This is a genomic window from Nocardioides pollutisoli, assembly GCF_040045055.1.
Lineage (GTDB): Bacteria > Actinomycetota > Actinomycetes > Propionibacteriales > Nocardioidaceae > Nocardioides > Nocardioides tweenelious.
This window is the reverse complement of the sequence record NZ_JBDZDU010000001.1, coordinates 3,299,378-3,321,932: the sequence shown is the minus strand read 5'-3', so window position 1 is coordinate 3,321,932 and position 22,555 is coordinate 3,299,378. Positions and strand designations below refer to the sequence as shown.

22 protein-coding genes are annotated in these 22,555 nt (G+C 70.9%); 8 read left to right on the top strand and 14 right to left on the bottom strand.

Annotated elements, in window-relative coordinates; translation table 11 throughout:
• Positions 1-79: 79 nt before the first annotated feature.
• From ABLE68_RS16315 to rimP, 3 genes are read right to left on the bottom strand one after another with little or no spacing between them, the layout of a single operon-like run.
• Entirely contained in the window at positions 80-838 is a 759-nt protein-coding gene (locus tag ABLE68_RS16315; protein ID WP_348872745.1) for an acyl-CoA thioester hydrolase/BAAT C-terminal domain-containing protein, read from the bottom strand.
• Entirely contained in the window at positions 838-1,818 is a 981-nt protein-coding gene (nusA, locus tag ABLE68_RS16310; protein WP_348872744.1) for a transcription termination factor NusA, read from the bottom strand. Before nusA ends, ABLE68_RS16315 begins: the two co-directional genes overlap by 1 nt.
• The gene (gene rimP / locus ABLE68_RS16305) at positions 1,818-2,318 is read right to left on the bottom strand and encodes a ribosome maturation factor RimP (RefSeq protein ID WP_348872742.1); all 501 of its coding nucleotides are present in this window, start codon (positions 2,316-2,318) and stop codon (positions 1,818-1,820) included. The genes nusA and rimP overlap by 1 nt, the downstream gene beginning before the upstream one ends.
• 75 nt (positions 2,319-2,393) lie before the next feature.
• Here rimP and ABLE68_RS16300 point away from each other — a divergent pair, with 75 nt between their 5' ends.
• Together ABLE68_RS16300 and ABLE68_RS16295 are read left to right on the top strand one after the other, a co-directional pair.
• Positions 2,394-2,807: a hypothetical protein gene (locus ABLE68_RS16300; protein ID WP_348872740.1), complete on the top strand. Its 414-nt coding sequence runs from the start codon at positions 2,394-2,396 to the stop codon at positions 2,805-2,807.
• A complete protein-coding gene (locus ABLE68_RS16295; protein ID WP_348872738.1) occupies positions 2,804-3,238 on the top strand; it encodes a ferritin-like domain-containing protein in 435 nt (144 codons plus the stop codon). The genes ABLE68_RS16300 and ABLE68_RS16295 overlap by 4 nt, the downstream gene beginning before the upstream one ends.
• 150 nt (positions 3,239-3,388) lie before the next feature.
• Here the strand turns inward: ABLE68_RS16295 and ABLE68_RS16290 are convergent, their stop codons facing one another.
• Positions 3,389-4,099 (bottom strand): HAD family hydrolase, encoded by a 711-nt coding sequence (locus ABLE68_RS16290; RefSeq protein ID WP_348872736.1) that lies wholly within the window; start codon positions 4,097-4,099, stop codon positions 3,389-3,391.
• On the bottom strand, positions 4,092-5,861 hold the full coding sequence (locus ABLE68_RS16285) for a proline--tRNA ligase (protein WP_348872734.1): 1,770 nt from the start codon (positions 5,859-5,861) through the stop codon (positions 4,092-4,094). The genes ABLE68_RS16290 and ABLE68_RS16285 overlap by 8 nt, the downstream gene beginning before the upstream one ends.
• Positions 5,862-5,921: 60 nt before the next feature.
• Here ABLE68_RS16285 and ABLE68_RS16280 point away from each other — a divergent pair, with 60 nt between their 5' ends.
• On the top strand, positions 5,922-6,887 hold the full coding sequence (locus ABLE68_RS16280; protein WP_348872733.1) for a hypothetical protein: 966 nt from the start codon (positions 5,922-5,924) through the stop codon (positions 6,885-6,887).
• A gap of 6 nt (positions 6,888-6,893) precedes the next feature.
• On the opposite strand, the gene ABLE68_RS16275 is transcribed toward ABLE68_RS16280, so the two are convergent.
• The 7 genes from ABLE68_RS16275 to ABLE68_RS16245 all read right to left on the bottom strand — a co-directional run bounded on the left by ABLE68_RS16275 (position 6,894) and on the right by ABLE68_RS16245 (position 14,298).
• Positions 6,894-7,256: a DoxX family protein gene (locus ABLE68_RS16275; RefSeq protein WP_348872731.1), complete on the bottom strand. Its 363-nt coding sequence runs from the start codon at positions 7,254-7,256 to the stop codon at positions 6,894-6,896.
• 74 nt (positions 7,257-7,330) lie between these two features.
• A complete protein-coding gene (locus ABLE68_RS16270) occupies positions 7,331-8,176 on the bottom strand; it encodes a GNAT family N-acetyltransferase (protein ID WP_348872729.1) in 846 nt (281 codons plus the stop codon).
• A gap of 34 nt (positions 8,177-8,210) precedes the next feature.
• Complete coding sequence (locus ABLE68_RS16265; protein WP_348872727.1) at positions 8,211-9,326, bottom strand: alkaline phosphatase family protein; 1,116 nt, start codon at positions 9,324-9,326, stop codon at positions 8,211-8,213.
• Positions 9,323-10,585, bottom strand: a complete 1,263-nt coding sequence (locus tag ABLE68_RS16260; protein ID WP_348872725.1) for an alkaline phosphatase family protein — start codon at positions 10,583-10,585, stop codon at positions 9,323-9,325. Before ABLE68_RS16260 ends, ABLE68_RS16265 begins: the two co-directional genes overlap by 4 nt.
• Positions 10,586-10,648: 63 nt before the next feature.
• Positions 10,649-11,800, bottom strand: coding sequence for a flavodoxin-dependent (E)-4-hydroxy-3-methylbut-2-enyl-diphosphate synthase (gene ispG, locus ABLE68_RS16255; RefSeq protein ID WP_348872723.1), 1,152 nt, complete (start codon positions 11,798-11,800; stop codon positions 10,649-10,651).
• 10 nt (positions 11,801-11,810) lie between these two features.
• Complete coding sequence (locus ABLE68_RS16250) at positions 11,811-13,172, bottom strand: M50 family metallopeptidase (protein WP_348872721.1); 1,362 nt, start codon at positions 13,170-13,172, stop codon at positions 11,811-11,813.
• A 4-nt stretch (positions 13,173-13,176) separates the two neighbouring features.
• Positions 13,177-14,298 carry a 1-deoxy-D-xylulose-5-phosphate reductoisomerase gene (locus ABLE68_RS16245; RefSeq protein WP_348872719.1) on the bottom strand — a complete coding sequence of 374 codons (1,122 nt, stop codon included), beginning with the start codon at positions 14,296-14,298 and terminating at the stop codon, positions 13,177-13,179.
• A 111-nt stretch (positions 14,299-14,409) separates the two neighbouring features.
• Here ABLE68_RS16245 and gabT point away from each other — a divergent pair, with 111 nt between their 5' ends.
• Both gabT and ABLE68_RS16235 read left to right on the top strand, forming a co-directional pair.
• Entirely contained in the window at positions 14,410-15,753 is a 1,344-nt protein-coding gene (gabT, locus tag ABLE68_RS16240) for a 4-aminobutyrate--2-oxoglutarate transaminase (RefSeq protein ID WP_348872717.1), read from the top strand.
• Between the two features lie 54 nt (positions 15,754-15,807).
• Positions 15,808-17,715: a multicopper oxidase domain-containing protein gene (locus tag ABLE68_RS16235; protein ID WP_348872715.1), complete on the top strand. Its 1,908-nt coding sequence runs from the start codon at positions 15,808-15,810 to the stop codon at positions 17,713-17,715.
• A 3-nt stretch (positions 17,716-17,718) separates the two neighbouring features.
• Here ABLE68_RS16235 and ABLE68_RS16230 read toward each other — a convergent pair whose 3' ends face one another.
• On the bottom strand, positions 17,719-18,285 hold the full coding sequence (locus ABLE68_RS16230; protein ID WP_348872713.1) for a TetR/AcrR family transcriptional regulator: 567 nt from the start codon (positions 18,283-18,285) through the stop codon (positions 17,719-17,721).
• An 86-nt stretch (positions 18,286-18,371) separates the two neighbouring features.
• Here ABLE68_RS16230 and ABLE68_RS16225 point away from each other — a divergent pair, with 86 nt between their 5' ends.
• Positions 18,372-19,271 carry an SDR family oxidoreductase gene (locus tag ABLE68_RS16225; protein WP_348872711.1) on the top strand — a complete coding sequence of 300 codons (900 nt, stop codon included), beginning with the start codon at positions 18,372-18,374 and terminating at the stop codon, positions 19,269-19,271.
• Here the strand turns inward: ABLE68_RS16225 and ABLE68_RS16220 are convergent.
• Entirely contained in the window at positions 19,259-20,179 is a 921-nt protein-coding gene (locus ABLE68_RS16220; RefSeq protein WP_348872709.1) for an NAD-dependent epimerase/dehydratase family protein, read from the bottom strand. The genes ABLE68_RS16225 and ABLE68_RS16220 overlap by 13 nt on opposite strands.
• A 92-nt stretch (positions 20,180-20,271) precedes the next feature.
• Between ABLE68_RS16220 and ABLE68_RS16215 the strand changes: the two genes are divergently transcribed.
• Together ABLE68_RS16215 and ABLE68_RS16210 are read left to right on the top strand one after the other, a co-directional pair.
• Positions 20,272-22,062, top strand: coding sequence for an N-acyl-D-amino-acid deacylase family protein (locus ABLE68_RS16215; RefSeq protein WP_348872707.1), 1,791 nt, complete (start codon positions 20,272-20,274; stop codon positions 22,060-22,062).
• Positions 22,059-22,508 (top strand): nuclear transport factor 2 family protein, encoded by a 450-nt coding sequence (locus ABLE68_RS16210; RefSeq protein ID WP_348872705.1) that lies wholly within the window; start codon positions 22,059-22,061, stop codon positions 22,506-22,508. The genes ABLE68_RS16215 and ABLE68_RS16210 overlap by 4 nt, the downstream gene beginning before the upstream one ends.
• Positions 22,509-22,555: the final 47 nt, after the last annotated feature.

Sequence of the window (22,555 nt, the reverse complement as noted above, 5' to 3'; positions counted from 1 at the left end):
TGCTGAGGAAAAGTGTTCACGCGCCACTGCTGACAACCTTACCGCTATCGGGCCAGCGATTCGAACCGGCGCAGGTCGCTCACGCGCCGAGCAGCCGCAGCAGGTGCGGCCACAGCGCGAGACCGAGCTCCGAGTCGGCCTCGAACGTCCCGCCGTGGGCGAAGCGAGGCGGTGGAGCGGGCGGCTCCCCGGGCAGGACCAGCCGGTGTCCGGCGTGGTCGAGCACGAGCACCGTCGTGGCCAGACCGGCGGCCTCGCGGCGGGCCGCGACCTGGTCGGCGAAGTCCACGGCAGGCCAGACCCGGTCGTCGCCACCGGCCGTCAGCAGCACCTCGCCGGCGATCCGCTCGACCGGGATCCGCGAGGCAGGCACCCGGTCGGCGTACTTCTCCAGGGCCTGCTCGTACTGGCCGATGAACTCCGGCGGGTCGGTCTCCGGCTCCCACGAGTCGTCGTACGGCACGAACGGCAGTGGCTCTCCCCCGCGCGTCCACGACGAGCGCTGCGGGCGCTCGGGGCTCAGCGACGCCCACACCACGTCGCTCGGGGAGATCGCGACGACCGCGTCGATCTCGGGGTGCATCGCACCGAGCAGCAGTGCCGCCTCCGCGCCGCGGGAGGTCCCCATGACGACCAACCGCTCGCACCGCTCGTGGAGCGTGGCGAGCGGGTCGTCGAAGGACTCGAGCGCCACCAGGTCGACGGCCTCCCCGAACCAGCGGTACGACGCCGCGGTGGCGCCGGCCGCGGCGAGGACCCGGCAGCGGTCCTCCTCGACCCGGCCGCTGGAGCCGGCCAGGACGAGGACGCCGGTGGGGCCGTCACCTACGAGGAACATCAGTCGTCGGTGGCCGGTGCCTCGTCCGAGCGGATGTCGATCCGCCAGCCGGTCAGACGCGCGGCCAGGCGGGCGTTCTGGCCCTCCTTGCCGATCGCCAGCGACAGCTGGAAGTCGGGGACGACCACGCGAGCCGAGCGGGCCTCCAGGTCGATGATCTCGACCGAGGTGACCCGAGCCGGCGAGAGTGCGTGCGCGACGAGCTCGGCCGGGTCCTCGGACCAGTCGACGATGTCGATCTTCTCGCCGTGCAGCTCGGACATCACCGACCGGACCCGCTGGCCCATCGGGCCGATGCAGGCACCCTTGGCGTTGACGCCGGGGGCGCTCGTCGTGACCGCGAGCTTGGTGCGGTGGCCGGCCTCCCGGGCGATCGCCGCGATCTCGACGGTGCCGTCGGCGATCTCGGGCACCTCGAGGGCGAAGAGCTTCTTGACCAGGTTGGGGTGGGAGCGCGACAGCGTGATCTGCGGACCACGCATGCCCTTGCGCACCGACACCACCAGGCACTTGATGCGGGTGCCGTGGGCGTAGACCTCGCCCGGGACGCGCTCGCCGACGGGCAGCAGCGCCTCGAGCTTGCCGAGGTCGACCAGCACGTCGTCGGGGTTGCGACCCTGCTGGATGATCCCCGAGATGATGTCGCCCTCCTTGCCGGAGAACTCGCCGAAGCGGATGTCGTCCTCCGCGTCGCGCAGCCGCTGCAGCATGATCTGCTTCGCGGTCGTCGCGGCGATCCGGCCGAAGCCGTCGGGCGTGTCCTCGAACTCGCCGACCTTGTTGCCGTCGTCGTCGAGCTCGTCGGCCAGCACGGTCACGTGGCCGGACTTGCGGTCCAGCACCACGCGCGCCGACTCGTGCGCGCCGGGCGACTTCGTGTACGCCGTGAGCAGGGCCTGCTCGATGGCCTCCACGAGCACTTCGAACGAGATCTCTTTCTCCCGCTCGAGCATGCGCAAGATGCTCATGTCGATGTCCATCAGGCCTCCTCGTCGTTCTCTGTCGCAGCGGCAGTGCGGTTGAACTCCACCTGCACGAGCGCCTTCTTCACCTCGGCGTACGCGACCTGGCGGTCGGCACCGTCGATCTCCAACGTGACCTGCTCGTCGGTCGAGTCGCCGATCCGCCCGGTCGCCGACGAGCCGTCGGCGAACGTCACCTTGACCAGTCGGGTCGCGTTGCGGCGCCAGTGGCGCGGCAGCGTCAGCGGTCGGTCGACTCCCCGTGACGTGACCTCGAGCGTGTAGGGCTGCTCGCCCATCACGTCGGACTCGTCGAGCACCCGGTTGACCTCGCGGGTCGCCTCGGCGACCTCGTCCAGGGTCACTCCGCCGTCCTTGTCGACGGCGACGCGGAGGATCCGGCGCTTGCCGGCGGGGGTGATCTCGACGGCCTCGACATCGAGGCCCAGGGCACGCAGGGGGTCGACGAGCTCAGCCTCGATCCGGTCCCGGGTGGTGTCCTGGTTGGCGCTGCTCACGGGCGGGCGACCTCCTTGTGCTGTTGTTGGTCGTCCACGATAGCGGCTCGGGAGCCAGTCGATAGGGTCGGCGCCGTGCCCGTCGGTCCGCTCCTTCCCCGCCGCGCCGCGCTCGCCCTCGGCGTCGCGGGCGTGGCGCTGCTGACGGGGTGTGACAACGACGACAAGGACCCCGCCGCGACGCCGAGCCCGGACCCCGACGTCGCTCTCGTCGACGGTGTCGTCGCCCAGCTCTCGGTGGCCCTCCGGGCGGCGACCCGCGCCGGGAACGCCGACCTCGTCCAGCTCCACCGCGCCCACCTGCGAGCCCTGGACGGCTCGGCGCGCCACGGCGCCGACGCTCGGGTGCCGCGGGTCTCGCTGCGCGAGCGCGAGAAGGTGCTGCAGGCCGGCCTCGCCAACGCGTCGATGGCCGCGCAGAGCGGCGAGCTGGCCCGGCTCCTGGCGTCGATGTCGGCCGCGGTGTCGCAACGGCTGGTGACACTGTGAGCGAGACCGATGCTCTCCAGACGACGCTCGCCGCGGAGCACGCGGCCGTCTACGTGTACGGCGTGCTCGGCGGTCGCACTTCCAGGTCGGCGGAGCGGGCGACCTACGACGCGATCTCCTCGGCGTACGACGCCCATCGCGCCCGGCGCGACCAGCTCGCCGGGGACCTGCGCGACGCAGGCGCTGACCCGGTCGCGGCCGAGGCGGCCTACGAGGTGGCCGGGCCGATCGTGACCGTCGACCAGATCACCCGTGCCGCGCGGGCGGTCGAGGAGTCGTGCGCGGCGACGTACTCCTGGCTGGTGGCCGAGACGACGGCCGACCTGCGTCACTGGGCGATCCAGGCTCTCAATGAAACAGCGGTCCGCGTACTCACCCTCCGGGGAACTCCCGAGACGTTCCCCGGAGTAGGTGAGTACGCGGACCGCTGAGGCCTGGACTGAGGCCGCTGAGCAGATGCCGCCGGGATGTGGGGGGACTGGCGGTTTCTGCTCTTGCAAAAGCATGCAACACGGCCAGCGCGTGTGCGATACGAACGAATCCTCACGTTTCTGCATTGCAGAAAGGTGCAAAAGGCGAGGTCAGAGCCAGGTACGGACGATGCCCGGGATCTCCGACAACCGGTGCGCGACGGCGTCCGGCTCCCCCTCGGTGTGGCCGACCTGGTTGGTCGGGATGCTGCTGAGCGGGATGTGGATCGCGCGGAGTCCGGCGTTGTGCGCACCCCACACGTCGTCGAAGAGCCGGTCGCCGACGTAGACGCACCGGCCGGGGTCGCTCGCGCCCACCGCCGCCATCGCGGCCTGGAACGCGTGGGGTGACGGCTTCGTCCACGGGATCTCGCTCGTGTAGACGTCGCCGTCGATGAGGTGGTCGACGCCGTCGCGGCGGAAGAAGCCCTCGTGCCAGGCGCGGGGCCAGATGGTGTTGGAGAGGACGCCCACCTTGATCCCCTCGCTGCGGAGCCACTCCCAGAGCGGTGCGACCTCGGGGTCGGTCAGGGTGTGCGGCTCCCAGAACTCGTAGTAGCCCGTGAGCAGCTCGGGGTCGTGCTCGAGACCGGCCTCGACGAACAGGTCCGCGACGGTCGCGCTCTGCTGGTGGTCGCGGGACCGTCCCCAGACCGTGTCACCGGCCTGGTGCAGCCGGGCGCGCGAGACCTCGACGTCGTGGTCGGCGTTGACGACCGCCTGGGCGAGCGCGAGCGACTCCGCGTGGAAGTCGATGTCGTGCCACCGGGTGAGGGTGCCGCCCCAGTCGAAGATGACGGCGTCGATGCCGCCCTCAGGCACGCACGAGCCTCACGACGTGGTCGACCAGGTGGTCGGCCGCGACCTGCTCGCTGGCGCCCGATGCCCGGTCCTTGATCTCGATCGTGCCGTCGACGGCGAGGTCCTTGCCGACCACGACGATCGTGGGTACGCCGAGCAGCTCGGCGTCCTTGAGCTTCACGCCGGGGCTGATCTTGCCGCGGCGGTCGTCGAAGAGCACGTCGATGCCCTGCGACCCGAGCTCGTGCGCGATCCGCTCGGCGGTCGCGAGCACGTGCTCGTCCTTGCCCGCGGCGACCAGGTGGACGTCCGCCGGAGCGACCTCGCGGGGCCAGGCCAGCCCGACCTCGTCGTGGGTGCCCTCGGCGATCGCCGCGACCGCGCGCGACGCACCGATGCCGTAGGAGCCCATGGTGACCGTGACGAGCTTGCCGTTCTCGTCGAGCACCTTGAGGTCGAGCGCGTCGGCGAACTTCCTGCCCAGCGCGAAGATGTGGCCCATCTCGATGCCGCGTGCCGTGTGGAGCGTGCCGTCGCCGTTGGGGCAGGGATCGCCCTCACGGACCTCGGCGGCCTCGATGGTGCCGTCCGCCGTGAAGTCGCGGCCGGCGACCAGGTCGATGACGTGGCTTCCGTCGACGTCCGCACCGGTGACCCAGCGGGTGCCCTCGACCACGCGCGGATCGGTGAGGTAGCGGATGCCGGAGGCGTTCTTCTCCCCCAGCACGCCGGGGCCGATGTAGCCCTTGGCGAGCATGGGGTGGGCGGCGAAGTCCTTCTCGTCGAACGCCTCGATCTCGGCCGGGTAGACCTGGGCGTCGAGCCGCTTGAGGTCGACCTCGCGGTCGCCGGGCACGCCGATCGCGAGGGGCTCGCGCACCCCGTCGGGGTGGCGCAGCACGACGATGACGTTCTTCAGCGTGTCGGCGGCTTCCCACGCTCGGTCGTCGCGAGGGAAGGCCGCGTTGAGGTGGTCGACCAGCGTCTGGATGGTCGGGGTGTCGGGCGTCTGCTCCGCGTGCGCGGCGGGCACGTCGTCGTACGCCACCGGCGCGGGTGTGGGCACGCGGACGGCCTCGACGTTGGCGGAGTAGTCGCAGCTGCTGCAGCGGACGTAGGTGTCCTCGCCGTTCTCGGCGGCCGCCAGGAACTCCTCGGACATCGACCCGCCCATCGCACCCGACATCGCCGAGACGATGACGTACTCGAACCCGAGCCGGTCGAAGATCCGGATGTAGGCGTCGCGGTGCTTCTGGTAGCTCGACTCCAGGCCGGCGTCGTCGATGTCGAAGGAGTAGGAGTCCTTCATGACGAACTCACGACCGCGCAGCAGCCCCGCACGGGGGCGTGCCTCGTCGCGGTACTTCGTCTGGATCTGGTAGATCGAGAGGGGCAGGTCCTTGTAGGAGCTGTAGAGGTCCTTCACCACGAGGGTGAACATCTCCTCGTGGGTGGGACCGAGGAGGTAGTCGTTGCCCTTGCGGTCCTGCAGCCGGAAGATGTTGGGGCCGTACTCCGTCCACCGGCCGGTCGCCTCGTAGGGCTCGCGCGGCAGCAGCGCGGGGAAGCTGAGCTCCTGGGCGCCGATGGAGTCCATCTCCTCGCGGATGATGCCCTCGATCTTGCGGAGCACCTTGAGGCCCAGCGGCAGCCAGGTGTAGATGCCGGGCGCAGCGCGCCGGATGTAGCCCGCGCGCACGAGCAGGCGGTGGCTCGGCACCTCGGCGTCCGCGGGATCCTCTCGCAGGGTCCGCACGAACAGGGTCGACATCCGCATGATCATGCGCGCAAGGCTACTGGCCGACGACGGCAACCTTCTCCCCGGTTATCGCGTCTGCTGGGTATGAAGCGCTCCCTCGTCACCATGACCGCCCTGGCCATCGCCGCGCTGGTCGCCGCCCCTGCCTCGGCTGCCGCACCGACCATCTCCCTGAGACCGGCGTCGATCGAGCGCGGCGCCGACGCGACCGGGCCGCGGGTCGTGGGCTCGACGCTCCGAGACGGCGACGTACGGGTCCGGCTGGACTGGCCGAACGTGAGCCTGCTCGGCACGTCGGGAACGGCGTACGTCGTCGCCGTCAGCGACACGGACGGCTCGCACGCGAAGGTCCTCCGGATGAGCCCTTCGGGACACACCACCACGGTCGTCACCGGGCGCGACGCCTCGAACGTGCTCCTGAGCGCCGACGGCGACGAGCTGCTGAGCGCACCCTGGGCGTCGCGGAAGCACACGACCGTCAAGGCCATCGACGCCCGCACCGGCGACCTGGTCCGCAAGCACACCTTCCGCGGGTCGGCGACCGTGCTGGCTGCCGACACCGGTCGCGCCGTCATCGGCAGCTGGGGCCCCGACCGGACCCTGTGGTGGGACTACACGACCGACGAGACGAAGCGGATCAGCAAGCGGGCGGGCTATGCCGCCGACATCGCCGCCGACCGGGTGGCGTCGTACACCGGCGATCCCTACGACGACGGCTGCTCGGTCGTCACGGACCTCGGCGCCCACCCCTCGACCCTCTGGCGCTCCTGCGACGAGCGGGTCGACGAGTTCTCGCCGGACGGCAGCCGGGTCGCGACCGTCTACATCCTCTCCGACGGGATCGGGCCCGGACGGGTCACCGTGAGCAGGACCGACGGCGGCAAGAAGCTGGCGTCGTACGACGTGAAGGGGTGGTTCGGACAGCTCCGCTGGGAGTCGGACACCTCGCTGCTGCTCGACACCTACGGCAAGAAGCAGTGGGCGACGATCCGCTGCGACCGGGCGACCTGCGACCGGGCGACGCGCCTGCGGTCGACGCCGGCGTACTGAGGTCCGTCAGCCGCGGGCGGCGCGCAGCGCGGCGCGGATCATCGGCAGCTGCATGGGCAGGCGGGCGAACGAGACGACCTTGAAGCCGGTGTTCTTGGTCTTCAGCGAGTCCGTGGCCATCTTGATGTTGCCCGGATAGACGCCGAGGAGCAGCAGGACGCTGGCCCAGCCGGCGGCCTTGCGGGTGGCGGGGACGGCGAGGCCGGCCGCGCAGGCGAGCTCGGCGACCCCGCTGCCGAGGATGACCTCGCGGTGCGCGGGCACCCACGACGGCATCAGCGGGAGGTAGACCTCCGGCTTGACCAGGTGGACGGTGCCGCTGGCCGCGAAGCCGAGGGCGAGGAACTTCACGCTGCGAGGGAGGGCCATGGGCAGACGCTAGACGATCCGCACGACAGATGGATTTCGATACGCCGGTCGCGAGCAGGCTCAGGCTGGGGCGCTCAGAACATCACCGTGGCGAAGCGGGCCGTCTCGCGGAAACCGACCTTCGCGTACGCCGCCCGCGCGGAGGTGTTCCAGTCGTTGACGTAGAGGGACACGACCGGCGCGATCTCGCGCCGGACCAGGTTGACGACCGCGGCCATGCCGGCGGTGGCGAGGCCCTCGCCGCGGCGGTCGGGCGGGACGTAGACACCCTGGATCTGGGCGGCGTACGGCGTGGCGCAGGCGACCTCCGCCTTGAACACCACCCGGCCCTGGTCGAAGCGGGCGAACGACCAGCCCCGGTTGATCAGCTGGGTGACCCGCGCGCGGTAGAGGTCCGCTCCCCCGCCGTACTCCGGCGAGATGCCGACCTCCTCGGTGTACATCGCCACACAGGCTGGGTAGACGAGGTTCAGGTCGCTGCGCGTGGTGCGCCGGACGAACGGGTCGGCGGCGACGAGCGGCGCCGAGGCGATCTCGAGGTGCGGCTGCTCCCAGCGGCTCTCGCGCGGGCGGCCCCAGCTCCCGGCGACGGCGTTCCAGAAGACCCGGACCGCCTCCTGCGGACCGACGATCGTCGAGACCGTCCGCCCGCGAGCCAGCGCCCGCTCGGCGAAGACGGCCGCGTCGTCGGGCGTGGCGCCGACTGGCACCAGGTTGGCCCCGACGTGGCAGGCGGCGGCCAGGTCCCCGTCCTCGAACCGGCCCCACATCTCGCCGCCGAGCCACCGCGGCTCGAGGTTGGTGGTCGCCGCCCGGTAGTCGGCGAAGACGTTGACCACCGGGTCGCGGCGCGCGAGTGCCAAGAACGCGTCCAGGTCCGCGTTCCCGAGGGGACGGACGCCATGGCGGGTCGAGAGCACGAGGGCAGCCTACGTCCCGGTCAGGGAGTCGCGGCTAGTTCTGCCACCCGGAGTTGTAGACGTCCAGCCCGAAGGTCTCGACACCCGGGTCGCGGGCGTAGCCGAGCTTGCGGACGCCGAAGATCTCCTCCATCGAGCCGAGCAGCGAGTAGTGGTTGTACGGCGAGGTGCTCCACGAGCCCGGCGTGATGAACCGCGAGATCAGCAGCGCACCGATCTTGCCGCCACCCGGTCCGACGATGCCCGGCAGCGGCGAGTTCGCCGACATGGCCGGTCCGCAGCACGCCGTCGCGTCCTCCTGCGGCCCGTCCGACTCGTCGGCCGTGATCACCAGGACGCCGTCCTTCTTGAACGCCGGCGACCGCAGGATCCGCGGCACCCACTCCTTCATCCACGTGTTGACCGCCTTGAGCCCGCCGGCCGCGCCGTTCGCACACGGTGCGTCGTGGCCGTCGTTGCACAGGTCGGGCGTGATGTAGCTGAGGTGGGGCGTGGTCCCGACGTGCTTCAGGTCGTGGCGCAGCTGCCCGAGCGGGACGACGTGCCGCTTGCAGTAGCCGCGGTGGTCGATGATCGAGCGGAAGTAGATGAAGGGGTTGTGCCGCGCCGCGTAGTTGTCCTTGGCCGTGGCGTGCTGCGTCGGGTCCGGGGCGCCGAGGTCGGGGTGCTGGCACGGCCGGACCATGTCCTGCATGTAGCCCTTCCACGTGAGCCCGGCATCGGTCAGCTGACGCGGCAGCGTCGGCACGTCGGCCGGGAAGACACATCCTGTGCCGACCGCCTGGTCGGGCGCCTGCGTGGTGGTGCGGGCGAACTTCGAGAAGAGCTGGCAGTCGGCCTGCATCTGCGGGTTCGGCCCCTGCCCGGAGATCTGGGCGACGTAGTTGGGCTGCGAGTTGTGGGCGGTGCCGTAGTAGTCGTCGAGCAGCACGCCCTGCTTGCGCAGCGTCTTCGCGAGGTACGGCGCGGCCGAGTCGTCGCCCCAGGTCTCGTCGTAGCCCTTGTTCTCGATGTTGATCACGAAGACGTGGCGGATCGGCGGGACGTACGCCGCCGGGTCGGCCGGTGCGGGCGCGAGCCGGGCGCTCGCGGGCGACAGGGCCAACCCACCGATCAGGAGGGCGAGGACGCAGAGCGGGCGGACGATCATCGCGGCATCTCGATCCCGAGGCTGCGCGAGAGCCGCTTCAGCTCGGTCCAGTCGGCGGACTTCACCTCGTCGGGCTCGCAGGCCGTCGGCGTGACGTCGGGGACGTCGTACGTCGGGGACGACAGGTCCGGGCCGCTCTCGAAGTCGAGCACCTCCGCCATGTTGCGGGCCGCCTTGTCCCGAGGCGTCAGCGCCTTGAGGCCCCAGCGCCACTCGATCATCTTGAGCACCGAGGTGTGGTCGTAGACGTTGTGCGAGATGTGTCCGCGTCGGGCCAGCGGCGAGATCATCAGCGCCGGGGTGCGGAACCCGCGCAGCGCCGTCTTCTTCGAGACGTCGGGTGCACGGCGCGGCCGGACGTGGTCGTAGAAGCCACCCCACTCGTCGTAGTTGATGACCAGGACCGTCTTCTCCCAGCCCGGGCCGTTGCGCACCGCGTCGTAGACCTCGTTGAGGAACATCTGACCGGCCCGGATGTCGGCGAGCGGGTGGTCGTCGTTGGAGAGGCCGCTCTCCTCGTTGAGGAACCGCGGGTCGACGAACGACACCGCGGGCAGCGTGCCGGCGGCCGCGTCGAGCAGGAACTGCGCGTAGTGCTTCGCGATGCCGATGTGCTTGGTGCCCCAGAGGGCGATGAAGGGGATGTCGCTGTAGTAGTAGGAGCCGCTGACGCCCTTGGCCGCCAGCCGGTCCCAGATCGTCGGCAGCGTGCACAGGTCCGTGCTGTTGTGGAGCCGGTCTGTCTGCGCGGCGTGCTGGTAGAAGCGGTTGGGGTAGGTCTCCGCCATCACCGCCGAGAAGTAGCGGTCGAAGACGGTCCAGTCGCGGGCGGCGCCGGAGTAGAAGTCCAGGTCCTCGTCGGTGTAGTAGCCGATCGCGAGCAGGTCGTTGTTGCCCGAGCGCAGGAAGCCGTCGAGCTTGCCGTTGTTGAGCTGGATCCGCCCGCCCTCGTAGGAGTGGTCAGGGTCCTCGAACCCGCAGCCGTCCGGCGCCAGCAGGCGATGGGTCTCGTGGCGTACGCCGCGCCGGTCGACGTAGCTCAGCCCGGCCTGCTTGCCGTCCGCTCCGGGCAGCCAGCCGAGGTAGTGGTCGAAGGAGCGGTTCTCCATCATCACGAGCACGACGTGCTCGATGCCGGAGTCCGCGGGAGCCGGCAGGACCGGCGCAGCCGAGGCGGGCAACAACCGGGCCGCCCCGGTGGCGGCGGCGAGCCCGGCGACCGAGGTGGCACCGAGCAGCTGTCTGCGGGAGATCGTCACGGACGCAGTCTGCGCCTCGCGGCGCCTCCCGTCACCTGGTCCGACGAGGAGTTCTCCTGCCGTTCAGGAGACGGTGACGGACGCGGCTGCGCCGTCGACGGCCTCCATGCCCTCGGCGATCCGCATCGCCTCTTCGATGAGCGTCTCGACGATCTGCGACTCGGGCACGGTCTTGATGACCTCGCCCTTGACGAAGATCTGGCCCTTGCCGTTGCCGGACGCGACGCCGAGGTCGGCCTCGCGGGCCTCACCCGGGCCGTTGACGACGCAGCCCATGACCGCGACCCGCAGCGGCACCTCCATGCCCTCCAGGCCGGCGGTCACCTGCTCGGCCAGCGTGTAGACGTCGACCTGGGCCCGCCCGCACGACGGGCAGGACACGATCTCGAGCTTGCGCGGGCGCAGGTTGAGCGACTGGAGGATCTGGATGCCGACCTTGACCTCCTCGACCGGCGGGGCCGACAAGGAGACGCGGATCGTGTCACCGATGCCCTGGCTCAGCAGCGCTCCGAAGGCGGTGGCGGACTTGATGGTGCCCTGGAACGCCGGCCCGGCCTCGGTCACGCCGAGGTGCAGCGGCCAGTCGCCGGCCTCGGCCAGCAGCTCGTAGGCGCGCACCATGACGACGGGGTCGTTGTGCTTGACCGAGATCTTGAAGTCGTGGAAGTCGTGCTCCTCGAAGAGGCTCGCCTCCCAGACCGCGGACTCCACCAGCGCCTCGGGCGTGGCCTTGCCGTACTTCTCCAGCAGCCGCTTGTCGAGCGAGCCGGCGTTGACGCCGATCCGGATCGAGGTGCCGCGGTCCTTGGCGGCCCGGGCGATCTCCTTGACCTGGTCGTCGAACTGGCGGATGTTGCCCGGGTTGACGCGTACGGCGGCGCAACCGGCATCGATCGCCGCGAAGACGTACTTCGGCTGGAAGTGGATGTCGGCGATCACCGGGATCTGCGAGTGGGTCGCGATCTCGGCGAGCGCGTCGGCGTCGTCCTGGCTGGGGCAGGCGATCCGGACGATGTCGCAACCGGTCGCGGTGAGCTCGGCGATCTGCTGGAGCGTGGCGTTGACGTCGGAGGTCAGCGTCGTCGTCATGGACTGCACGGAGACCGGCGACTCGCTGCCGACGCCCACCTTGCCGACCTTGATCTGACGGGTCTTGCGGCGCGGTGCGAGCACCGGCGGGGGCGCTTCGGGCATGCCGAGGCTGATGGCGGTCATGAGATGGATCCTAGGACTCGAGGTGGATGGGGACGACGAGGTCCCCGACGATCAGGACGACGCCCATGACCAGGAGCGCGGCGGCCACGCAGTAGGCGATGGGCAGCAGGCGCGCGACGTCGACGTAGCCCGGATCGGGTCGGCCGCGCAGTCGCGCGAAGGCCCGCCGCAGTGCCTCCCACAGGGCGCCCGCGATGTGGCCGCCGTCGAGCGGCAGCAGCGGGATGAAGTTGAACATGCCGATGAAGAAGTTGAAGCCGGCGATCAGGCTGAGCAGGAAGACCGCCTTCTCGGCGAACGGGAAGCCCTTCTCGGAGACGGCCTCGCCGGCCATCCGGCCGCCGCCGACGATGCTGACGGGGCTGTCGGCCGCGCGGTCCTTGACGCCGACGATCGCCTCGGCGACGCCCCAGACCTTGACCGGCAGGGTGCCGAGCGCCTGGACGGTCGCGACGGCCATGTGGCCCATCTGCTGGACGGTGTAGACCGGGCCGCCCGTGGTGATCACGGTGTGGCTGGTCGGCGTGACGCCGAGGAAGCCGACCTGGCGCAGGGTCTCGTCGGTCTGAGACGTCGGCCGCGCCTCAACGGTGGTGCTGGTGGTGCCGGTCAGCTGCTGGCCGTCGCGCTCGTAGCCGATGGTCGCGGTGCCGTCCGAGTTGTCACGGATGAGGGTGCGCAGCTGGTCCCAGCTGGTGACCGGGGTGCCGTTGAAGGTCGTGACGACGTCACCGGGCTTCAGGCCGGCCTCGGCTGCGGGGCTCCTGGGGTCGGTCGCCTTGCAGGCGCGCCCCTCCTCGGCGTACGGCAGCACGCACATCGAGACCTGGTCGATCACGGGCGCGCCGGCGTCGGGCTCCAGGGTGCGGGTGCCGTAGAGGCCGAAGATGCCCCAGAAGATGAAGAACGCGATGAGGATGTTCACCGTCGGCCCGCCGGCCATCACGATGACCTTCTTCCACCACGTCATCTTGTAGAAGAGCCGGTCGGAGTCCTCGGGCGTGATCGTCTCCCACTCGGCCGCGCGTGCGTCCGAGATGAGCTGGGTGAACATGCCGGTGTTGGACTTGCGGACCTTGACGACCTGGTGGCCGGCCTCGTCGTACGTCACCTCGTCGGCGAGGTCGACCGCACCCGGCGGCAGCATCCCGACGATCTTGACGTAGCCGCCGAGCGGGATCGCCTTGACGCCGTACTCGGTCTCGCCCTTCTGCGTGCTCCACACCGTGGGGCCGAAGCCGATGAAGTACTGCGTGACCTTCCCGCCGAACTTCTTGGCGGGGATCATGTGGCCGAGCTCGTGCAGCCCGATCGACGCCAAGATGGCGCCCACGAAGAGCACCACACCCAGCAGGTAGAAAACAGGTTCCAAGGGGTTACTCGGTCCTCGTAGTGGTTGCGGTAGTCACGTAGGTGCGGGCCGTCTCGCGTGCCCAGGAGTCAGCCGCGAGGACGTCGTCGACGGTCATCGCCTGCTCCGTCGAGGGTACGTCGTGGGTGCTGAGAACCGCCTGAACCGTGGGCACGATGGCTGTGAACTTGATGAGTCCTCGACGGAAGGCGTCGACGCACACCTCGTTGGCGGCGTTGTAGACCGCCGGCGCGGTGCCACCGCGCTCCCCTGCCGACCGCGCCAGCGCGACCGCCGGGAAGGCGTCGTCGTCGAGCGGGAAGAACTCCCACGTCTCCGGCTTCGTCCAGTCGACCGACGGCGCCGCGTCGGGCACCCGGTCGGGCCAGGCCAGGCCGAGGGCGATCGGGATCAGCATGGTGGGCGGACTGGCCTGCACGAGCGTCGAGCCGTCGACGAACTCGACCATCGAGTGCACGACGCTCGTCGGGTGGACGACGACCTCGATCCGGTCGAAGGGGATCCCGAAGAGGAGGTGGGCCTCGATCACCTCGAGGCCCTTGTTGACCAGGGTCGCCGAGTTGATGGTGACGACCGGGCCCATCGCCCAGGTCGGGTGGTCGAGAGCCTCCTCGACCGTGACGTCCTCGAGCTGGTCGCGGGTGCGGCCGCGGAAGGGCCCGCCGCTCGCGGTCAGCACGAGGCGTCGTACCTCTGCGGGGGCGCCGCCCCGCAGGCACTGCGCGAGGGCGCTGTGCTCGGAGTCGACCGGCACGATCTGGCCCGGCTTGGCCCGGTCGAGCACGAGCGAGCCGCCCATGATCAGCGACTCCTTGTTGGCCAGCGCGAGCGTGTTGCCGGCATCGAGCGCGGCCAGGGTCGGGCGCAGGCCGACGGCGCCGGTGATGCCGTTGAGCACCACGTCGCACTGCTGTCCGGCGGCGTCGGTCGAGGCCTCCTCGCCCAGTCCGTGGAACGCCGGGGCGAACTCGGCCACCTGGGCGTCGAACAGCTCGCGGTTGCTGCCGCCGGCGGTCAGCCCGACGACGCGGAACCGGTCCGGGTTGGCCCGGACGATCTCGAGCGCCTGGGTGCCGATCGAGCCGGTGCTGCCCAGGATGACGATGTCTCTGACGGGGCCGGTCACGGATCCAGTGTCCCGCATCCGGGTCGCATGACTGAATCCGTCGTTCCCCTGCCGATTTCGGCCGCATCCCGGCCTCGCTTCTACGGAACCCGTCGGATTAGGCTGACGTCCATGACCGATTCTGTTGCCGGAGGCCCCTCGCTCCCCCAGGAGCGCCGCCTCGTCACCGAGATCCCCGGACCCGCCTCGCTGGAGCGGCTGGACCGCAAGAAGGCCTTCGTCGCGGACGGCGTCGGTACGACGCTCCCGGTCTTCGTCGTCGCCGCCGGCGGTGGCGTGCTCGTCGACGTCGACGGCAACTCGCTGATCGACCTCGGCTCCGGCATCGCGGTCACCACGGTCGGCAACGCGGCCCCGGCCGTGGCGCGCAACGTGCACGCCCAGGTCGACGCCTTCACCCACACCTGCTTCATGGTCACGCCGTACGACGGCTACGTCGACGTCTGCGAGAAGCTCGCCCAGCTGACGCCCGGCGACCACGCCAAGAAGACCGCCCTCTTCAACTCCGGCGCCGAGGCCGTCGAGAACGCCGTGAAGATCGCCCGCGTGGCGACCGGGCGTGACGCGGTGGCCGTCTTCGACCACGCCTACCACGGGCGCACCAACCTGACGATGGCGATGACCGCGAAGAACATGCCGTACAAGAACGGCTTCGGCCCGTTCGCCGGCGAGATCTACCGCGCGCCCATGTCCTACCCGCTCCGCGACGGCCTCACCGGCGGGCAGGCGGCGGCCCGCGCGATCGACGTGCTCGACAAGCAGGTCGGCGCCCAGAACCTCGCCTGCATCGTGATCGAGCCGATCCTCGGCGAGGGCGGCTTCGTCGTCCCGGCTCCGGGCTTCCTCCCGGCGCTCGCCGCGTGGGCGAAGGACAACGGCATCGTCTTCGTCGCCGACGAGATCCAGTCCGGCTTCTGCCGCACCGGTGACTGGTTCGCCTCCGACCACGAGGGCGTCGTGCCCGACCTGGTCACCGCCGCGAAGGGCATCGCCGGCGGCCTGCCGCTGGCCGCCGTCACCGGACGCGCCGACCTGATGGACTCGGTCCACGTCGGCGGCCTCGGCGGCACCTACGGCGGCAACCCGATCGCCTGCGCCGCGGCGCTCGGCGCCATCGAGGAGATGGAGGGCGGTCGGCTCACCGAGCGGGCCCGTGAGATCGGCGCGATCATGGAGCGCCGCCTCAGCGAGCTGCGCGCAGTGCACGACGTGATCGCGGACGTCCGCGGTCGGGGCGCGATGATGGCGATCGAGCTCTGCAAGCCCGGCACCACCGAGCCCGACGCGGCACGCACGGCCGCGGTCGCGGCGTACTGCCACAAGAACGGCGTGGTCGTGCTGACCTGCGGCACCTGGGGCAACGTCTTCCGCTTCCTGCCGCCGCTCTCGATCAGCGACGAGCTGCTCGACGAGGCCTTCGACGTGGTCGCGGAGGCGCTCACCGCCACGATGTGACGAGATCGGGCGTTCTGCCCGCGAGCACCCGGCTCGCGGGTGCAGGATGCCGGGGTGAGCCGTCTCCACCTACGGACCGCCGCGGGCGTGCTGGTCGCCGTCATCGTCGTGGTCGCCGCTGCGGTCACGCTCGGGGTGTCGCCGCTGCGCGGCGACCACCTCGCCAGCGCTGCGGGCGCCGAGCCCACCGTCGAGCCGACCCCACCGACGGACGCGACCATCCACATCACGAGTCGCGGCTTCCTCGCGGCGTTCGTGCCGAGCCAGGCGACCATGTCGCAGGACGGCACGCTCACGATCGTCAACGACCACTCGGCGCTCCATACCCTGACGTCGACGGCCCACCACGCCGACGGCACGCCCCTCTTCGACGTCACCATCCCGCCGGGCGAGACCCGCACGCTCACGGTGGCCGGCATCGCCGCCGGTGACTACGCGTTCTACTGCCGCCCGCACCCCAACATGCGCGGCACCCTGACGATCACCGGTGACGACGACGGCGAGCACGGGACCAAGCCGACCTTCGACCAGCCGCTCGTCGTGCCGCGGACGATCCGCCGCGACCACGTCACGCTCGACATGCGCAAGGCGGCCGTGCGGATGCTGCCGGCCGGGCCGCGCACGAAGGCGTGGACGTACGGCGGCACCTGGCCCGGGCCGACCATCCGGCGTACGGCGGGCGACCCCACCCGCGTCACGGTCGTCAACGACCTGCCCCGCAAGGCGGGGTCAATGTCCATGCACCTGCACGGCGACCACCACGCGGCGCGCTACGACGGGCAGCCGTCGAGCTTCCTGGTGCGGCGCGGACAGTCCCGCACCTACCGCTACGACCTCAGCGCGGGCGGCAAGCCGGAGCCCGGGTCGTTCTTCTGGTACCACGACCACCGGATGGACCACACGAGCCGCAACAACTGGATGGGCCTCCAGGGCATGTTCATCGTCGACGATCCCGAGCAGGACCGGATCGGGCTGCCGCACGGGCGACGGGACATCCCGCTGATGGTCTCGGACCGCAGCTTCACGAAGCACAACCAGCTCAAGCCGGTGATGGAACCGACGATGCCGGGCATGGACATGGGCGGCATGGACATGGGCGGCATGGACCACGGCGGGAGCGACGGTGGGATGGCGTTCACCGGCATGCACGCGCCGCCCAACGACGCCACCGTCGGCACCGACATCCTGGTCAACGGTCGGCTCCGGCCCTACCTGCGGACGGCGGCCGTGCGCTACCGGCTGCGGGTGCTGAACAGCTCGGCCTTCTCGGCGTACAACCTCGCGCTGTCCGACGGCCGGTCGTTCGTGCAGATCGGCACGGGTGACGGACTGCTCCCCCACCCGGTGACGCGCAAGCACATCCTGCTCGGGCCGTCGCAGCGCGCCGACGTCATCGTCGACTTCCACGGCGAGGTGGGCAAGAAGGTGGTGCTGCGGACCATCAAGCGCACCGACCGCGGCACGGGCACCGGCACGTCGGTCGGCCCGCTCATGCAGTTCCAGGTACGGCGTAACGCGCACGACGACAGCCGCGTGCCGCAGGACCTGCCGACGCCGACCCTGGTCCGCGCCCCGAAGAAGGTCTCGAAGACCTGGACGTTCTCACTGGAGGGCAACAAGAAGTCCGGGACCTTCTGGGCGATCAACGGCAAGGCCTACTCCGCGGACCGGATCGACCACCGGGTGAGGCTCGGCAGCCGGGAGACGTGGGTGCTGCGCAACACCAGCGACATGACCCACTACGTGCACATCCACCAGGAGCAGTGGCGCACGGTGAGCCGCAACGGCAAGCGCCCACCGCCGTGGGAGCGCGGGCTCGAGGACACCTGGAAGGTCGACCCGGGCGAGCGCGTCGTGGTGGCGGCGAGGTTCACCGACGACACCGGCCGGTTCATGATCCACTGCCACATGCTCGACCACGAGGACCACGGGATGATGGCGACGTTCCTCGTCACTCGCTAGGGGTCACCCGCCGGCGGTCGCGCTCCGGAGCTCGGCGAAGGAGTCGCGCAGGATCTCGGCGAGGTCGTCGGTCGCGCCGCCGCGCGCCCACGTCTCGAAGGAGACGCGGAAGACCGCGATGCCGGTCTGGGCGACCAGGCCGGCCAGCCGCGGCTCGACGCCGCGCTCGCCCAGCGCCGCCGTGAGCGCAGCGGCCCAGGACGTCATCTTCCCGAGCTCGCGCTCGCGCAGCTCGGGGTGCGCGTCGATGACGGCCTGGCGCCGGGGCGCGATCTCCCGGCGCCCTTCCAGGAGGGTGGCGGTCGCCTCGAGCGCAGCCGCGACGACGTCGTACGCCGTCGCGTCGGCCGGCGCGTCGGCGACCGAGGCGGTGAGCAGGTCCTCGAGGACCGTCCCGCGGCTGAAGAGCACCTCGCGCTTGTCGGAGAAGTGCCGGAAGAAGGTCCGCTCGGTCAGGCCGGCCCGCTCGGCGATGGCCGCGACGGTCGTCTGGTCGTAGCCGTGCTCGGCATAGAGCTCGAGCGCCGCCATCTCCAGGCGTCCACGCGCGTCCGGCTCCCATCGACCCATGCGGCGATCCTACGTGATGACAGTCTCTGACATGACCGTGCTACGGTGATGACAGTTCCTGACATCAACTCTCCTGGAGGTCTCCCATGCGTGTCTTCGTCACCGGTGCGTCCGGCTTCATCGGCTCCGCCGTCGTCCCCGAGCTCCTCTCCGCCGGCCACCAGGTCGTCGGCCTGGCCCGCTCCGACGACGCGGCCGCCACCATCACCGCCCTCGGCGCCGAGGTGCAGCGCGGGTCGGTCGACGACCTCGACGTCCTGCGGGCCGGGGCGGCCGCTGCCGACGCGGTCGTCCACCTCGCCTTCCGCCACGACATCGCCTTCACCGGCGACTTCGAGGGCGCCACCGCCTCCGACCGGGCCGCCATCGAGGCGTTCGGCGAGGTGCTCGCCGGCACCGACAAGGCGCTGACGATCGCGTCGGGCACCGCCCTGCTCTCCCCCGGCCGGCTCGCCACCGAGGAGACCCCGGCCGGCGAGTCCGAGCACGCGGGGGGCCGCGCGGCCAACGCGACCCTGACCCTCGCGCTCGCCGAGCGGGGCGTGCGCTCCTCGGTCGTCCGTCTGACCCCGACCGTGCACGACGCGGGAGACAACGGCTTCATCCCCACGACCATCGCCATCGCCCGCGACAAGCGCGTCTCGGCGTACGTCGGCGACGGCTCGCAGCGCTGGCCGGCCGTCCACCGGCTCGATGCCGCCCGGCTCTTCCGGCTGGCGATCGAGGAGGTGCCCGCCGGGACCTCCCTGCACGCGGTCGGCGAGGAGGGCGTGCCGCTGCGTCAGGTCGCCGAGCTGATCGGCGAGCGGCTCGGCGTCCCGGTCGAGTCAGTCGCCCCGGAGGCCGCGATGGAGCACTTCGGCTTCCTCGGCGGCTTCCTGTCGGCGGACGTGCCGGCGTCGAGCGCGATCACCCGCGAGCGGTTCGGCTGGGAGCCCTCCGGGATCGGTCTGCTGGAGGACATGGCGAAGCACTACTTCGACTGAAGACCCGCGGCGACCTCGGCCAGGGCCCGGTCGAGGTCGACCGCCGGCCGCCATCCCCAGCGCCGGGCGCGGTCGGCGAGGATCTGCCCGGTCCACGCCGGCTGGTCCCCCCACACCGGCTCGACCCCCAGGGCCGCGGCCACGGTGCCGAGGTAGTCGCGCTGCGTCGCCGGGCCGCTCGCCACGTTGACCGCTGTGCACCCACCGGCGACCGGCCCCACCTCGGGGTCCTCCGACGTCGGCACCAGCCCGGCTGCCACGTCCGCCGCCAAGGTCGCGAGGTCGTCGACGTGCACCCAGGCGAAGGTCTGCCCCGGGACGGCACGCCGTGCGGTCTCGTCGTCCCGCACCTCCGCCGGTCGCACGGTGTTCCACACCGACGTCTCTCCGGCGCCGAGGATCGCCGGCGGGCGCAGCAGGACCGTGGTGGGACCACTGAGCTCGGCCAGCGCGAGGTCGAGGTCGCGCTTGATCACGGGGTAGTCGCCGGCGTCGTCGGCGACCAGGTCCGCATGCTCGTCGACGTCCCCGACACCGGGCCGACGGTCGTAGACGCCGGCCGTCGACACGTGGACCAGGCGGCCGACCCCGGCGGCGACCGCCGCCTTCGCGACGACCAGGGTGCCGTCGTACCCGACCCGCCGCTGGCTCTCCCCGTCGCCACCCAGCGGGTGGACGGTCGTCACCAGGGCGTCCGCGCCCGCGACCACGGTGGCGGCGAGCTCCGGGTCGGCGAAGTCACCGACCCACTCCTCCACCCCGGGCAGGTCGGGAGCGGCACCGGAGCGGCGTACGACGGCCCGCACCGTCGCCCCGCGCTCGACGAGGGTTGCGCAGACCCGGCTGCCGACCAGGCCGTTGGCCCCGGTCACGACCACGACCGGCGACGACGATGCGTGAGAGCTCATCTCCTCACGGTGTCAGGGCGGATCAAGCGTCGAGTGACGCCGATCACCCGAAATCCTTGACGCGTGTCAACTAGAACCGGTTCCATGCCCTCATGACGTTTGACGCGATCATCAAGAACGGCCGCTGGTTCGACGGCACGGGGGCGGCCTCCGCCATCCGCAACCTCGGCGTACGCGACGGGCGGGTCGTCACGATCTCGCCCGACGCGCTCGACGAGACCGGCTGCCCCGAGGTCGTCGACGCCGCCGGCCAGTGGGTGATCCCGGGCCTGGTCGACATCCACACCCACTACGACATCGAGGTCCTCAACGGACCCGGCCTGCCGGAGTCCGTGCGCCACGGCGTGACCACCCTCCTGCTCGGCTCGTGCTCGCTCTCGACGATCCACGTGGGCGGGGTCGACGCCGGTGACCTGTTCGGTCGGGTCGAGGCGATCCCGCGGAAGTACGTCATCAGCGAGGTCGACGCGGCGAAGACCTGGTCGAGCGCCAGTGAGTACGTCGACGCCCTCGAGTCGCTGCCCCTCGGCCCCAACCTGGCGGCGTTCATCGGCCACTCCGACATGCGCACCGCGACCATGGGGCTCGACCGCGCGACCCGCAAGGAGATCCGGCCGACCCGCGCCGAGCAGAAGCGGATGGAGCGGATGCTCGACGAGGCGCTCGACGCCGGGTTCGTCGGCATGTCCGCCCAGCAACTGCTCTTCGACAAGATCGACGGCGACCTGTGCCGGTCGCGCACCCTCCCCTCGACGTACGCCAAGGGCAAGGAGATGCGCGGGCTGCGCAACATCCTGCGTCGTCGGCGTCGCGCGCTGCAGGCCGGTCCCGACGCCAGCCACCCGCACACGATCGGCATCCAGGCCCTCGGATCGATCGGGTGGTTCGGCCGCCCGGCGCTGCGCACCAGCCTGCTGTCGGCCGCCGACATCAAGGCGATCCCGTTCGTCATCCACCTGATGCGCCCGATCGCCAAGATCGTCAACAAGCTCGGCGCCGACTTCAAGTGGCAGCACCTGCCGGTGCCGTTCGAGGTCTACGCCGACGGCATCGACCTGGTGATCTTCGAGGAGTTCGGCTCCGGTGCGATGGCCCTGCACCTGCAGGAGAAGCTCGCCCGCGACGAGCTGATGCGTGACCCGGCGTACCGCGAGAAGTTCCGCAAGGACTACGAGAGCAAGTACGGCCCGCGTGTCTGGCACCGCGACTTCTACGACGCCGAGATCGTCGAGTGCCCGGACGCCTCGGTGATCGGCAAGTCCTTCGGCCAGGTCGGCGACGAGCGCGGCGGCAAGCACCCCGTCGACGCGTTCCTCGACCTGGTCCTCGAGCACGGCACCGACATCCGCTGGCGGACGACGATCAGCAACCACCGGCCCGCCGTGCTCCAGAAGCTGGCCGCCGACTCCGGCGTCCAGATCGGCTTCTCCGACGCCGGTGCCCACCTGCGCAACATGGCCTTCTACAACTTCGGGCTGCGGCTGCTCAAGCACGTGCACGACGCCGAGCAGGCCGGCAAGCCGTTCATGACCACCGAGCACGCCGTGCACCGGCTCACCGGCGAGCTCGGCGAGTGGTACCGCATCGACGCCGGCACCCTCCGCGTCGGCGACCGCGCCGACATCGTCGTCATCGACCCGGCCAAGCTCGACGACTCGGTCGAGAGCTATCACGAGAGCCCGGTCGAGCAGTACGGCGGACTCTCGCGGATGGTCAACCGCAACGACGCCGCGGTCCCGGCCGTCTTCATCGCCGGCCGCCGGGTCGTCACCGAGGGCGAGCCGACCCCGCTGCTCGGTCAGGAGCGCACCGGCCAGTTCCTGCGCGCGGACCAGCCCTCGGTCGCCGTACCGGCTCCTACGCGGGTGGACGTCGCTTCGTGACCCGGTCCCCGAAGGAGGCCGTCCTCGGCCTCTGGCAGACCCTGTCGCTGCGCGACTACGACGGCATCGCCGACTGGGTCACCGACGACTGCCTCTACATGGACATGCCGATCGGCCCGGCCTTCTCGGCGCGCGGCCCGGCCGACATCGCCAAGCGGCTCCTGGTCGGCTGGGGCGAGCTGGCCGGCTACGAGAACCACGACGGCGTGCTGGTCGCCGACGGTGACGACGTGATGTACGAGCACTCCGAGACCTGGACGTTCAAGACCGGCGAGGTCTTCACGCTCCCCTTCGCCACGGTCCACAAGGTCCGCGACGGCAAGGTCTGTCTCTGGAAGGACTACTGGGACTACGGCGCGATCATGAACAACGCGCCGGCGTCGTGGGTCGAGGGGCTCGCCTCTGCTGACACGAGCTGGTTGTACGACGCCACCGGCGAGGTCTGAACCACTGGCATTCCGCCGCCTGTCGGCGGATGAGTGTGTCGTCCCGG